Source organism: Mycobacterium sp. NGS49, assembly GCF_059812565.1.
Window position 1 is genome coordinate 1 of the sequence record NZ_JCALCX010000043.1, and the last position, 13,938, is coordinate 13,938.

At 69.1% G+C, this 13,938-nt stretch carries 9 protein-coding genes; 5 read left to right on the top strand and 4 right to left on the bottom strand.

Annotated elements, in window-relative coordinates:
- Positions 1-492, bottom strand: a 492-nt coding sequence (locus tag AC5Y7D_RS27700; RefSeq protein WP_499929135.1) for an NAD(P)-binding protein, incomplete at its 3' end; no start/stop codon positions are given.
- 290 nt (positions 493-782) lie between these two features.
- Here AC5Y7D_RS27700 and AC5Y7D_RS27705 point away from each other — a divergent pair.
- Positions 783-3,854 carry an MFS transporter gene (locus AC5Y7D_RS27705; RefSeq protein WP_499929137.1) on the top strand — a complete coding sequence of 1,024 codons (3,072 nt, stop codon included), beginning with the start codon at positions 783-785 and terminating at the stop codon, positions 3,852-3,854.
- Positions 3,855-3,940: 86 nt separating this feature from the next.
- On the opposite strand, the gene AC5Y7D_RS27710 is transcribed toward AC5Y7D_RS27705, so the two are convergent.
- Positions 3,941-5,386: an FAD-dependent oxidoreductase gene (locus tag AC5Y7D_RS27710; protein ID WP_499929139.1), complete on the bottom strand. Its 1,446-nt coding sequence runs from the start codon at positions 5,384-5,386 to the stop codon at positions 3,941-3,943.
- A gap of 224 nt (positions 5,387-5,610) precedes the next feature.
- On the opposite strand from AC5Y7D_RS27710, the gene AC5Y7D_RS27715 reads away from it, so the two are divergent.
- Positions 5,611-6,042, top strand: a complete 432-nt coding sequence (locus tag AC5Y7D_RS27715) for a DUF732 domain-containing protein (RefSeq protein WP_499929141.1) — start codon at positions 5,611-5,613, stop codon at positions 6,040-6,042.
- A 76-nt stretch (positions 6,043-6,118) separates the two neighbouring features.
- Here AC5Y7D_RS27715 and AC5Y7D_RS27720 read toward each other — a convergent pair whose 3' ends face one another.
- Together AC5Y7D_RS27720 and AC5Y7D_RS27725 are read right to left on the bottom strand one after the other, a co-directional pair.
- On the bottom strand, positions 6,119-6,412 hold the full coding sequence (locus AC5Y7D_RS27720) for a DUF3017 domain-containing protein (RefSeq protein ID WP_499929143.1): 294 nt from the start codon (positions 6,410-6,412) through the stop codon (positions 6,119-6,121).
- A 7-nt stretch (positions 6,413-6,419) separates the two neighbouring features.
- On the bottom strand, positions 6,420-7,265 hold the full coding sequence (locus tag AC5Y7D_RS27725; RefSeq protein WP_499929145.1) for a bifunctional methylenetetrahydrofolate dehydrogenase/methenyltetrahydrofolate cyclohydrolase: 846 nt from the start codon (positions 7,263-7,265) through the stop codon (positions 6,420-6,422).
- 215 nt (positions 7,266-7,480) lie between these two features.
- Between AC5Y7D_RS27725 and AC5Y7D_RS27730 the strand changes: the two genes are divergently transcribed.
- The 3 genes from AC5Y7D_RS27730 to AC5Y7D_RS27740 are packed head-to-tail and all read left to right on the top strand — an operon-like array spanning position 7,481 to position 13,925.
- Positions 7,481-8,689: an NADH:flavin oxidoreductase gene (locus tag AC5Y7D_RS27730; RefSeq protein ID WP_499929147.1), complete on the top strand. Its 1,209-nt coding sequence runs from the start codon at positions 7,481-7,483 to the stop codon at positions 8,687-8,689.
- Positions 8,690-8,712: 23 nt separating this feature from the next.
- Entirely contained in the window at positions 8,713-11,337 is a 2,625-nt protein-coding gene (locus tag AC5Y7D_RS27735) for an FHA domain-containing protein (RefSeq protein ID WP_499929148.1), read from the top strand.
- Between the two features lie 29 nt (positions 11,338-11,366).
- Positions 11,367-13,925, top strand: coding sequence for an ATP-binding cassette domain-containing protein (locus tag AC5Y7D_RS27740; protein ID WP_499929150.1), 2,559 nt, complete (start codon positions 11,367-11,369; stop codon positions 13,923-13,925).
- The last annotated feature ends 13 nt before the right edge of the window (positions 13,926-13,938 follow it).

A 13,938-nucleotide genomic window follows, 5' to 3' on the forward strand; every position in this document is an offset into this window, starting at 1 on the left:
CAGATGGGCACGCAGGTAGTACATGGAGTCCGAAGGCGGCACTCCTATTCGTGCCAGGCCGATCACGACGAGTGCGCTGCGCAACACGATCCGGGCGAGTTGCCCTACCGGTTGGCATACCGCACCGAGAATGCGCGCGGGTGTGCGGCGCCGGCGTTGCAGCGCGACCGGGGGGGCCGGTCGGCCGATCACACCTTGTTCGGTGACCCGAACGGGGTTCACGCCGACCAGATTGTCGAGCACGGTCTTGCCGTTCTCGGTGGGAATGCGGGAGAACAACGTCAGCAGGGTCTGGTAGTAGTCCAGGTAAATGCGCAGGCTGTGCTCGATCGGCTGACCGTCTGCGTCGCGCAGGCTCTTGGCCTTTCCCCCGCCTTCAGGGGCCGCGTCGCACAACGTGATTCGTGCTCCCGCTTCGGCCAGCGTCATGGCCGCGGCCATACCGGCGATCCCGGCACCGGCAATGACCACGTGGGGCCTCGCAGCGTTCATCTGATCTCTCTTTCGGGGTCCAGGCAGGACTGAACAGCTGCCGGGTAGACGAAGTGCGGCAGCGCACCAATGACAGAAGTGCGGCAGCGCACCAATGACAGAAGTGCGGCAGCGCACCAGTGACGATCGTCACGCAAGGCCGGCGAGCGTTTCGAACGGAAATCGGCTACATTTCCAGATTATATACGTAAGAAACATTAGTATAGCAATACGATCTGGAGCCAGACATTTCCGTCCACACCGCCCCCGCCCCACCCGCTGTCGCGCCACGGCCCGATCCGAGCCGCACCTTGACCAAGCGGCGCCAACCGTCGTCGTCAATCATCTTGCTGGTAGCCGCATTCGGCGCCTTCCTGGCGTTTCTGGACTCGACGATCGTCAACGTCGCGTTCCCCGACATCCAGCGGCATTTCCACAGCAACATCGGCAACATGTCGTGGGTGCTCAACGGCTACAACATCGTCTTCGCCGCGTTCCTGGTAGCCGCGGGCCGGCTCGCCGACCTGCTCGGGCGCAAACGCATGTTCCTGCACGGGGTGGTGTTGTTCACCGCTGCCTCGGCGCTGTGCGCCGCGGCCGACACCGTCGACCAGCTCATCGCGTTTCGGGTGTTGCAGGGTTTCGGCGCGGCGATCCTGGTGCCCGCGTCGCTGGGCCTGGTCGTCGAGGGTTTCGAACTCCACCGGCGCGCGCACGGGGTGGCGCTGTGGGGCGCAGCGGGAGCCATCGCGGCGGGCCTGGGCCCCCCGATCGGCGGTGCGCTGGTCGGGGCGTTCAACTGGCGCTGGGTGTTCCTGGTCAACGTTCCGATGGGAATTGTGGCCTTTTTCGCAGCTCGCCGGTTGCTGATGGAAAGCCGTGCGGCCGGACGGCGGCGGATGCCGGACATCCGTGGCGCCGTGCTGCTGGCGGCGGCCCTGGGCCTGTTGACGCTCGGCCTGATCAAGGGTCCGGACTGGGGGTGGGGCAGCGCACCGACTGTCGGGGCGTTCGCGGCTGCCGCCGTCGCACTGGCCGGGTTCGTGCTGAGTTCGCGCCATCATTCGGCGCCGCTGATCGACCCGGGGTTGCTGCGCATCCGGTCCTTCGCAGTCGGCACCGGACTGACCGCAATCTGCGCCGCCGGGTTCTACGCCTATCTGCTGACCCACGTGCTTTTCCTCAACTACGTCTGGGGCTACACGCTGCTGCAGGCGGGCCTTGCGGTGGCTCCCGCTGCGTTCGTGGCCGCGATCGTCGCAGCCGTGCTCGGACGTGTCGCCGACCGGCACGGCTATCGACTCATCGTCGGCATCGGCGCGCTGATCTGGGCCGGCAGCCTGCTGTGGTATCTCGAGCGTGTCGGTTCCACACCTGACTTTCTGGGCGCCTGGCTGCCCGGCCAACTCCTGCAGGGAATCGGGGTCGGTGCCACGTTCCCGCTGCTGGGCAGCGCCGCACTGTCCGGCCTGGTCGCCGGCGGCAGCTACGCCACCGCGTCGGCGGTGACCGGCACCATCCGCCAGGTCGGCGCTGTGATCGGCGTCGCGATGCTGGTGATCCTGATCGGCACGCCCGCCCGTGGCGCGGCCGAAGAGGTGCTGCGGCGCGGCTGGGTACTGGCGGCGGTCTGCTTTCTGGCGGTCGCACTCGGGGCGGTCCTGCTGGGCCGGACCAAAGCCTCGTCAGAGGACGACACACCGGAACCGGCAGCTCCGACTCCGCGGCCCGAGGCGCCGGTGCAGGCGACCCGGGGCCGGCCGCCGGCCGCCGCCCCGGCGGGCCTGGACGCCGTCACCTTGGCCCATCTGCGACACCGCGGCACGCCGGTCGAACTGCCGGCCGGCTCGTACCTGTTCCGCGCGGGTGATGCGGCTGACTCGTTCTACGTGGTGCAAGAAGGCCGCCTACAGGTGCTCGACGACGACGGCGTCGTTGCCGAATTGGGCCGCGGTGGGGTGGTCGGCGAGCGCGGCCTGCTGATTGGCACACCTCGCTTCGCGTCGGTTCGCGCGACACGCGATTCGCTTCTGACCCGGTTGACCAAGGCAGAGTTCGACCAGATCGCCGACGTGCGCGTCCTCGGGGCGCTTGTCCGGGTGCTGGCGCAACGGGAGCACCAGACTCCGCGTGCGACTTACCGCACCACACCCGAGACCGTCGTCACCGTCATCGGCGCCGACCCGGACGCGCCGGTCGCGACGGTGGCCGCGCACCTGTGCGCCAACCTGTCGAATGGACTGCGGGTAGTCGCTCCCGGACGTGTCGACCGCGACGGGTTGGCACGCGCCGAGGAATATGCCGACCGGGTCGTGTTGCAGGCGAAGGTCGACGAGACGCGGTGGCGCGAGTTCTGCCTGCGCGTCGCCGATCGCGTGGTGCTGGTTGCGGGTGGTTCACCGCCGCCGGCGCATACGCTGCCGGCGCGCGCTCAAGGCGCTGACCTGGTGCTGGCCGGACCGTCTGACCGCGAGCAGCGACGCGCATGGGAGGAACTGATCGCGCCCCGGTCGGTACACGTGGTTCGACCCAAGAGTTGCCGGGACGATTTGCGCCCCCTCACGTCGCGGGTCGCCGGCCAGTCCGTCGGGCTGGTTCTCAGCGGCGGCAGTGCGCGGGCACTGGCGCACCTGGGCGTGCTGGAAGAGCTGGAAGCGGCAGGAATCACGGTCGACCGATTCGCCGGCACCAGCATGGGCGCGATCATCGCCGCCCTGGCCGCCACCGGACTGGACGCCGCCGGAGTGGACGCGCACATCTACGAGTACTTCGTGCGCAGAAGCCATGGCGACTACACCGTGCCGAGCAAGGGGTTGATCCGCGGGCGGCGCACCATGGCCGCGCTGCGCGGAGCCTTCGGCGAGCAGCGGGTGGAGGAACTTCCCAAGGAGTTCCGCTGTGTCAGCGTCGACCTGCTGGCGCGGCAACCCGTCGTACACCGCAGCGGCCGGCTTGCCGACGTTCTGGCCTGCTCGCTGCGGCTGCCCGTGCTGTATGCACCGATGGTGTACAACGGGTCGCTGCACGTCGACGGTGGTGTGCTGGACAATGTGCCGGTCGCCGCGCTGGCCGGGAACGAGGGTCCGCTGGTGGCGGTGAACATCTCCTCCGGCGGCGGCAATCCCGGATCGGCGTCCGGGGCGAAGCACGGGCGCACCCCCCGGGTGCCCGGCATGGTCGACACCCTGATGCGCACCATGACGATCAGCGGGGCGATGGCATCGGCCACCGCGCTGGAACAGGCCGACGTGGTCATCAAGCCCAACCCCTACGACGTCGGGTTGATGGAGTACCACCAGATCGATCGGGCCCGCGAGGCCGGCCGGATCGCCGCCCGCCAGGCGCTGTCGCAGATAGTGACGCTGGCCGGACCCAACCGGTAGCCGGGCTTGACCGGCTCTGGGCGCCGGCACTCTGTCCCGTCCGGCCCGGCAACGTACTCACGTGACCGTCGAGGCCGGCAAGGCCGTCAGAATGACAGCCCGGAATACATCAGCCCGCTGGGATCGTACTGCTGACGCACCGCGGTCAACCGCGCCAGGTTCGAACCGAAGTACCGAGACGCCGGTGTGTTGGGCTCCAGGTAGTTGACATAGCCACCGGCCGACACCTGTTGCACCGTCGTGTGCGCGGTCGCCACCCAGGTGCTGGCCGTCGACGTCTGCCCGCTGCCGGTCTCGACGTACCACTGCGCGACCGCGGCGTGCCGCCGCCACGGAAACGCCGACCCCGCGGGATCGACATCGCCGATCGCCCCGCTGAGCGTGTCGACGATCACCGACGCGCGCCCACCGGCCGGTGGCCACTTCCCCAACGCGGCGACGATGGCCTGGGCGGCCGCCGCATTCATCGTGCCGATCACGTCGGATCCGGCGACGAAACCGCGTGGCGAACTCGTCGCACTGCCGCCGGCCAGGTACATCACCAGGTCCATGTGAGTCATCGTCTTGTGCTCGGTCGCGGTCGGCTGCGCTCCCACCGCGGTCGTGATCGCCTGGGCCACCGCCTGGCCGGAACCGGCCGGGCAGGTCGCCAGCACGTGGCAGTTGCCCTGGGCTCCGCTGACCGAGAGATCCACCAGCCCCCACGTGTTGCGGTCCGCGGCCGAAATCCAGGTCTGCCAGCCGGTGAGCACCTGCACCCCGGCCGAGGGCGCGAAATCCACCCGCACCACGTCGGAATCGGCGGTCGGGAAGGTCGAGAACGTCAACGAGGTGGTCACGCCGAAGTTGCCGCCGCCCCCGCCGCGCAGCGCCCAGAACAGGTCGGGATGGTCCTCGGCCGACGCGGTGACCGTCTCCCCGCTGGGCAACACCACCGTCGCGGACCGCAGCGCATCGCAGGTCAACCCGGCGTGCCGGGAATCGGCTCCCATCCCGCCGCCCAACGTCAAGCCGGCTGCCCCCACGGTGGGGCAACTGCCGGTGGGGATGGCCCGGCCCGCACCGGCCAGCGCCTGATGCACCGCATACAGGTCTGTCGCGGCGGGCACCGTGACTGTGCCGCCGGCGCTGTCGACGGTCACGCCGCCGGTCAGCCCGCGCAGGTCCAGGACCATGGTGCCGTTGGCGCTCGACGCGCCGGTGTAGGAGTGTCCGCCGCCGCGGGGGGCGACCTTGAGTTTGTTGGCGGCCGCGAATGCGACCGCCTTCTGCACGTCGGCCGGCGAAGTCACCACCACGACCGCCGCCGGGTTCGCGGCGTTGTAGTTCGAGTTGAAGACCTGCTTGGCGGTGGTGAAAGGGGCGCCGTCCGCGGGCAGCAGCACCTTGCCGCCGATGGAGGAGGCCAGGCTGCTCCACGCGCCCGTCGGCTCGGCCCACGCCAATGGCCGCGATGTTCCGAACAGTGCCGACCCCGCCAGCGCTCCGGCGGCGCCGCGAAGAAAAGCCTGACGAGAAATCATGAGCCGCATTGTTAATCGCCGCGGCACCGCAGGCGGCAGTCCAGTAACGTGTCGTGGCACAGCGTGACGCGATCGTGTCCGCAATCGGGCCCGCCGGCGTCGACGCGGTCACAAAACGCCGGACGTGCCAAACCTTTACGCCATCGTGTCCCGAAAGAGACTGGCATGGAGCAGGGTTCGAGAGGTCGCTGGAGTGCCGTATCAGGGTGCTCTCCAACACGAGGGAGCTTGATATGCAGCCATGGCGTCACCAACCACTGGCGGTTCGGCTACTGGCGGGCACCGCGGGTGTCTTGACCGCGGCCGCGGCGTTCGCCGCGCCCGCCGAGGCCAGCCCCGTCGACGATGCGTTCATCACCGCACTGAACAACGCCGGCATCAATTACGGCGACCCGCTCAACGCCGAAGCCCTGGGCCAGTCCGTCTGCCCGATCCTGGCTCAGCCGGGCGGGTCGTTCAACACGGCCGCGTCCAAGGTCTTCGCCAGCCAGAGCGGCATGTCGCCGGAGATGGCCGGCATGTTCACCACCATCGCGATTCAGATGTACTGCCCGTCGGTGATGGCCGACGTCGCCGCCGGCAGAATGCCGGGCGCGCTGCAGCAGATCCCGGGAATGGGCAGCATTCCGGGACTGGCCGGCATTCCGGGCATGCCAGGGTCCTAAGCCCAATGGCGGCGACCCGTCCCCCGCAAGCGGGCGGTGCCCCCAGCGCCCGGCTCCGCCGCGCTTGCGATCGCCGCTAACCGGTACCCAGCGGGTCGATGGTCCACGCCACGTAGACCATCGCGGCGCCGACCGAGGCCGTGGTCAGGAAGTCGGTCCCCCTGCTGCGCACCACCAGCAGACCGGCGCGCTCGTCGGGCAGGCCCAGCCGCAGCACGGCCGCGACGCCGACACCGATGCCGATCAGCAGCGAGCCGCGCCGCCAGAAGTTGGCACCCGCAAGCACGAATGCGACCAGGAAGATGAGCCCGACGAGCAGTATCGGCCATTGGGCGCGCACCGCGCGCCCCAGCATGGCCCGGGCCGTCATCGGAAAGTCACCGCTGTTCGGCCAGCTCAACGACGTTGGTCAACAGGAACGCCCGGGTCAGTGGACCCACCCCGCCAGGATTGGGCGACACGTGGCCGGCCACCTCCCACACGTCGGGGTGGACATCGCCGGCCAGTTTGCCGTCCACCCTGCTGACGCCGACATCAACGACGGCGGCGCCCGGACGCACCATGTCCGCGGTGAGCATATGCGGTACGCCGACCGCGGCCACGATGATGTCGGCCTGCCGGGTCAGGCCGGCCAGATCGCGGGTTGCGGTGTGGCACAACGTTACCGTGGCGTTCTCGGAGCGGCGGGTGAGCAGCAGTCCCAACGGCCGGCCCACCGTCACACCGCGTCCGATGACCACCACGTGGGCCCCGGCGATCGGCACGTCATAGCGCCGCAGCAGGTGCACGATGCCGCGTGGGGTGCACGGCAGCGACGCCGGGGTGTTCAGGACCAGCCGACCGAGGTTGGTCGGGTGCAGGCCGTCGGCGTCCTTGTCGGGGTCGACCCGCTCCAGCGCCGCGTTCTCGTCGAGATGCCTGGGCAGCGGCAGCTGAACGATGTACCCGGTGCACTCGGGGTTGGCGTTGAGCTCGTCGATGGTCTCGTTCAGGGTTTCCGTCGAGATGTCGGCCGGCAGGTCGCGGCGGATCGAGGTGATACCCACCTTGGCGCAGTCGGCGTGCTTGCCACGGACGTAGGCCTGCGATCCCGGATCGTCTCCGACCAGGATGGTGCCCAGCCCGGGCGTGCGGCCCGCCGCGGTCAGCGCGGCGACCCGCCGCGTCAGGTCGACGAAGATCTCGTCGCGGGTGGCCTTGCCGTCCAGGGTGATTGCGCCCACGCCAGACAGTTTGACATGCCCGGTGCACGGCTGAATGAGGGCGATCACCCCGTCGGGGCTGTGGTGGTGGCGCCGACACTGCATCCACGGCGGCCGACAGCCGAAGTGCGCCCACTCTTCGCAGACTCGGCGCACTGGGCGCAGTCTCGGCGCGACCGTGCGCGCCCCGCTGCACCCGCCGCCGCCGGTGTGGCGACCACGATTAGGCTGCCGATATGTCTGCAGCCCCAGACGTCTTGAGTCCGGCCAAACTAGGTCCGCTGACCCTTCGAAACCGCACCATCAAGTCCGCCACCTTCGAAGCCCGCACCCCGAACGCCCTGGTCACCGACGACCTGATCGAATACCACCGCCAGCCCGCCGCCGGCGGGGTCGGCATGACCACCGTCGCCTACTGCGCCGTCTCCCAGGGCGGGCGCACCGAAGGCAACGGAATCTGGATGCGTCCGGAGGCGGTACCGGGTTTCCGGCGCCTCACCGATGCGATCCACGCCGAAGGGGCGGCGGTGAGCGCCCAGATAGGACACGCCGGTCCGGTGGCCAACGCCCGCAGCAACCAGGCCACCGCGCTGGCCCCGGTGCGGTTCTTCAACCCGATCGGGATGCGGTTCGCCAGAAAGGCCAGCGCCGAAGACATCGACGACGTGCTGGCCGATCACGCCCGCGCGGCCCGGCTGGCGGTCGAGGCAGGCTTCGACGCGGTCGAGATCCATCTGGGCCACAACTACCTGGCCAGTGCGTTCCTGTCACCGTTGATCAACCGCCGCACCGACGAATTCGGCGGGTCGCTGGCCAACCGGGCCAAGGTCGCCCGTGGACTGGTGATGGCCGTGCGCCGCGCCGTCGATCAAGGGCCACGCCAGATCGCGGTAACAGCCAAGCTCAACATGTCCGACGGCGTTCGCGGCGGCATCTCCAACGAGGAGTCGTTGATCACGGCGCGCTGGCTGGAAGAAGACGGCGGGTTGGACGCGATCGAACTCACCGCGGGCAGCTCACTGGTCAACCCGATGTATCTGTTCCGCGGGGATGCGCCGCTGAAAGAATTCGCCGGCGCCTTCAAGCCGCCGCTGCGTTGGGGCATGCGCATGACCGGCAAGAAGTTCCTCCGCGAATACCCCTACCACGAGGCCTACCTGCTGCGTGAGGCCAAGCTGTTCCGCGCCGAGCTGAAGCTGCCGCTGATCCTGCTGGGCGGAATCACCAACCGGGAGACGATGGACCTGGCGATGGCCGAAGGTTTCGATTTCGTCGCGATGGGACGGGCACTGCTGGCCGAACCGGACCTGATCAACCGGATCGCCCGTGACGGCGCCGGCGTGCGCTCGGCGTGTACGCACTGCAATCTGTGTATGCCCACGATCTACAGCCGCACCCACTGCGTGGTTACCGGAGCGCCGGACCACGGCCCCGTGCCCGGGTAGATCCAGGAGCTAAAGTTGATTCGATGCCACCACCCGCCCCGCCCGCGCTGACCGTTCGGTACGACGGGTCGGAGCGCACTTTCGCGGCGGGCCACGATGTGGTCGTCGGCCGGGACCTGCGCGCCGACATGCGCATAACTCATCCACTGATCTCGCGCGCCCACCTGCTGCTGCGCTTCGATCAGGGGCGCTGGCTGGCCATCGACAACAACTCCCTCAACGGCACTTACGCCAATGGTCGCCGCGTGCCGGTGGTCGACATCAACGACGGCCAGACCGTCAACATCGGCAATCCCGACGGGCCGCTGCTCACCTTCGAGGTCGGCCGGCACCACGGCCCGGCCGGGCGCCCGCCGCAGACGGAGTCACTGCCCATTCCCCAGCCGTCCGGGCTCTTCCCGCCCGGTCCGCCCGGGCCTGCACCGGCATCGCTGCCGAGCGGGCGCCAGGCCACCTGGGTGGGTCCGCTGCCGGGACGGCCCAACCCCGCCGGTCCTCCCCCGCCGCCCACCCCGATGTACCCGAGCAGCGGGGCAGGGTGGGCGCCACCCGGTTATCCCACCAGCGGACCGCCGCCACCACACCCGCCGTCGTCGTCGCACATCCCGCAAGCGCCGCCGCGGCGGCCGCCCCGTCCGCCGGGTCCGCCGGCCGGCGCGAAGCCGCCGGAACAGGGCAACATCGCCACCAAGATGTTCCAGGCCCTGCTGGGCACCGGCACCCATGAGAAGCCCGCCGGCTCGGTCACCATCGGCCGCTCCACCGACAACGACATCGTCATCCAGGACGTCCTCGCCTCGCGGCACCACGCGTTCCTGAGCCTGACGCCGTTGGGTGCCGAGATCCGCGACAACAACAGCGTCAACGGGACGTTCGTCAACGGCGTGCGGGTCGGGTCGGCGATCCTGACCGAAGGCGACCAGGTCACCATCGGCAACGTCGACCTGGTGTTCACCGGCGGCACGCTGGTTCGCCGCACCGCGGTGGCCTCACGCACCGGCGGCCTGGAAGTGAACTCGGTGACATTCACCGTCGAGGGCGGCAAGCAACTGCTCGACCACATCTCGCTGACCGCCCGACCGGGAACGCTGACCGCGATCATCGGCGGTTCCGGCGCCGGCAAGTCCACCCTGTCCCGGTTGATCGCCGGATACACCAGTCCCACCACCGGCAACGTCACCTTCGAAGGCCACGACATCCACGCCGAGTACGCCTCGCTGCGCAGCCGGGTCGGCATGGTCCCCCAGGACGATGTGGTGCACCGCCAGCTGACCGTCAACCAGGCGCTCGGTTACGCCGCCGAGTTGCGCCTGCCCCCAGACACCAGCAAGGCCGACCGCGCTCAGGTGGTGGCACAAGTCCTCGAGGAACTCGAGCTGACCAAGCACGCCGAGACCCGGGTGGACAAGCTGTCCGGCGGGCAGCGCAAGCGGGCCTCGGTGGCGCTGGAGCTGCTCACCGGCCCATCGCTGCTGATCCTCGACGAACCGACCTCGGGACTGGACCCGGCGCTGGACCGGCAGGTGATGATGATGCTGCGCCAGCTCGCGGATGCGGGCCGGGTGGTGCTGGTGGTGACCCACTCGGTGTCGTATCTGGACGTCTGCGACCAGATCCTGCTGCTGGCGCCCGGCGGCAAGACCGCGTTCCTAGGTACGCCCGATCAGATCGGCGCGGCGATGGGCACCACTAACTGGGCCGACATCTTCACCAAGGTCGGCGCCGACCCCGACGAGGCGAACCGGCGCTTCCTGGAAGGCAACCGGCAGCCGGAACGCCCTGCGCAGACCAGTCCGGCCGCCGATCTCGGTGAGCCCGTGCACAACAACGGGTTCCGCCAGTTCTCCACGATCGCACGGCGCCAGGTCCGGCTGGTGATCTCCGACCGCGGCTATACCGTGTTCCTCGCCCTGCTGCCGTTCCTGATCGGCGTGCTGACACTGACCGTTCGCGGCAAGACCGGGTTCGGCATGGCCGATCCGCTCAGCAGCGCACCCAACCAGCCGGGGCAGATCCTGGTCATGCTCAACGTCGGTGCGGTGTTCATGGGTACCGCGCTGACCATCCGGGACCTGGTCGGTGAACGTCCGATCTTCAAGCGGGAGCAGGCGGTCGGCCTGTCCACCGGCGCGTATCTGGCCGCCAAGATCGTCGTGTTCTGCGCGTTCGCGATCATGCAGGCCTTGATCGCGACCACGATCGCGGTGGTGGGTTGGGGCAAGCCGCTCTCGGATGCGGTACTGCTCGGCGACGTCAGACTGGAGCTGTTCGTCACCGTCGCCGCGACGTGTGTGGCGTCGGCGATCCTCGGCATGGCGTTGTCGGCGATAGCCAAGTCGCAGGACCAGATCATGCCGCTGCTGGTGACCGCGATCATGTCTCAGCTGGTGTTCTCCGGCGGCATGATCTGGGTGACCAACCGGACCGGTCTGGACCAGTTGTCGTGGGCGACCCCGGCCCGCTGGGGCTACGCAGCGGCGTCGTCGACCATCGACACCCACCGCCTCACCCCGGGGCCGACCGACCCCAAGGACCAGCACTGGAACCACACCAAGAGCGCCTGGCTGTTCGACATGGCGATGCTGGCAGTGCTGTGCATCGTCTACAGCAGCATCGTCTGGTGGAAGATCCGCCTGAAGCGACGCTAGTTCGCGCATCAGGCACTTAATCTGTCCTGATGAATACAACCTCGCCGGTGTTGACCGTCCGCTCAGACCGTTCGCACCGGGAGTTTGCCGCCGGCCCGGATGTCGTCGTGGGCAGCGACCTGCGCGCCGACCTCCGGGTCGCCCACCCACTGATCTCTCGCGCGCACCTGCTGTTGCGCTTCGATCAGGGCCGCTGGCTCGCGATCGACAACAACTCCCCAAGCGGCATCTTCGTCAACGGCAAGCGGGTGCCGACACTTGACATCCGCGACGGCCAGACCATCAACCTGGGACAACCCGACGGACCGCGCATCACCTTCGAGGTGGGGCACTACCGCGGCAACGTGGGGGTGTTGCCGCCGACCGAGCGCCTGCCGGTGCTGGCCCCGCCCGCGCGTCCGGGCCGGCAGCCGTCGCCCGCGCCGCGGCCCCCGACCGAGGCCGACGCCGTCCAGCGCACCACCGCCATTCCCACCATTGCTCCCGACGCCGTCAGAGCCGCGCGCCGCCCCGGCCCACAGCCGCCCACCCAGGCGGCGCAGCCCAACCTGCAGCCGCCCACCCGGGCGGCGCAGCCCAGTCTGCAACCGCCCGCGCCGCCGGCCCAGGACGACACCGTCTCCCAGCTCCAGACCGGTACCGTCCGGGTACCGAGCGTCGGACCCGGACCGTCGGCCCCGACCACGTCCGCGCGCATCGGCCGCGCGTCCGACAACGACATCGTCGTCGCCGACGTGCTCGCGTCGCGCTACCACGCGCGACTGTCCCCCACCCCGGTCGGCGTCGAAATCCGCGACCTGAACAGCATCAACGGGACATTCGTCAACGGCATGCGGGTGGGATCGGCGATCTTGACCGAGGGTGACGTGGTCACCATCGGCAACGTGGACCTGGCGTTGGCCGGCGGCATGCTGGTGCGGCGCACCGAGGCCGCGACCCGCACGGGCGGCCTCGAGGTCCGCGACATCATCTTCACGATCAACAACAACCGGCTGCTGGAGAACGTGTCGATGACGGCGCGGCCCGGGACGCTGACCGCGATCATCGGCGGGTCGGGCGCCGGAAAGAGCACCTTGTCGCGGCTGATCGCGGGGAACACCACCCCCAGCTCCGGGGTGGTGACCTTCGAGGGTCACGACATTCACAAGCAGTACGCCTCCCTGCGCAGCAGGATCGGCATGGTCCCGCAGGACGACGTTGTACACCGCCAGCTCACGGTCAACCAGGCCCTGAGCTATGCCGCCGAGCTGCGCCTGCCCCCGGACACCAGCAAAGAGGATCGCAACCAGGTGGTGGCGCAGGTCCTCGATGAACTCGGCCTCACCAAGCACGCGGACACCCGGGTCGACAACCTCTCCGGCGGCCAGCGCAAGCGGGCATCGGTGGCACTGGAACTGCTCACCGGTCCCTCATTGCTGATCCTCGACGAACCCACCTCGGGCCTGGACCCCGCGCTGGACCTGCAGGTGATGACCATGCTGCGCCAGCTCGCCGACGCCGGCCGGGTGGTGCTGGTGGTCACCCACTCGCTGACCTATCTCGACGTCTGCGACCAGGTGCTGCTGATGGCGCCCGGCGGCAAGACGGCGTACCTGGGTCCCCCGGATCAGATCGCCGACGTGATGGGCACGACCAACTGGGCACACATCTTCGCCAAGGTCGGCGCCGACCCCGACGAGGCGAATCGGCGTTTCCTGGCGCACAAGCAACCGCCGCCGACCTCCGAGGCACCCGCACCGGCCGACCTGGGCGCCCCCGCGCATACCAGCGTGCGTCGTCAGTACTCCACCATCACCCGTCGCCAGGTGCGGCTGGTGATCAACGACCGCGCCTACTTCATCTTTCTGGCGATCCTGCCGTTCATCCTGGGTGGGCTGGCCTTGACCGTGCCGGGCAACAGCGGGTTCCACCTGGCCTCGCCGACCAGCAACACCCCGGACGAAGCCGCCCAGATCCTGACGCTGCTCTCCATCGCCGCCGTCTTCATGGGCACCGCGCTGACCATCCGCGACCTGATCGGCGAGCGCCCGATCTTCCACCGGGAACAGGCGGTCGGCCTTTCCACCTGGGCCTACCTGGGTGCCAAGCTCACGGTGTTCTTCGTGTTCGCGGTCCTGCAGGCCGCCATCACCACCGCCATCGTGATCCTGGGCAAGGGTGCTCCCACGCAGCGGGCCCTGGTGCTGGGAGATCCCAGTTTCGAACTGTTCACCACCGTCGCCGCGACCTGTGTGGCCTCGGCGGTCGTCGGGTTGCTGCTTTCGTCGATCGCACGGTCCAACGAGCAGATCATGCCGCTGCTGGTGGTGTCGCTGATGCTGCAACTGGTGCTGGCCGGCGGGATGATCCCGGTGACCGATCGGATCTTCCTGGATCAGCTGTCCTGGGCGATACCCGCGCGATGGGGCTACGCGGCATCGGCGGCCACGGTGAATCTGCGCGAGCTGGTGCCCGGCTCCCTGAGCCCGGAGGACAGCCACTGGGCCCACACCAGCAGCGCATGGCTGTTCGACATGGCGATGCTGGCCGTGCTTTCGGTGGTGTACAGCGGCATCGTGTGGTGGAGGATCCGGCTGAAGCGGCGCTGATGCTTAGGGTGAG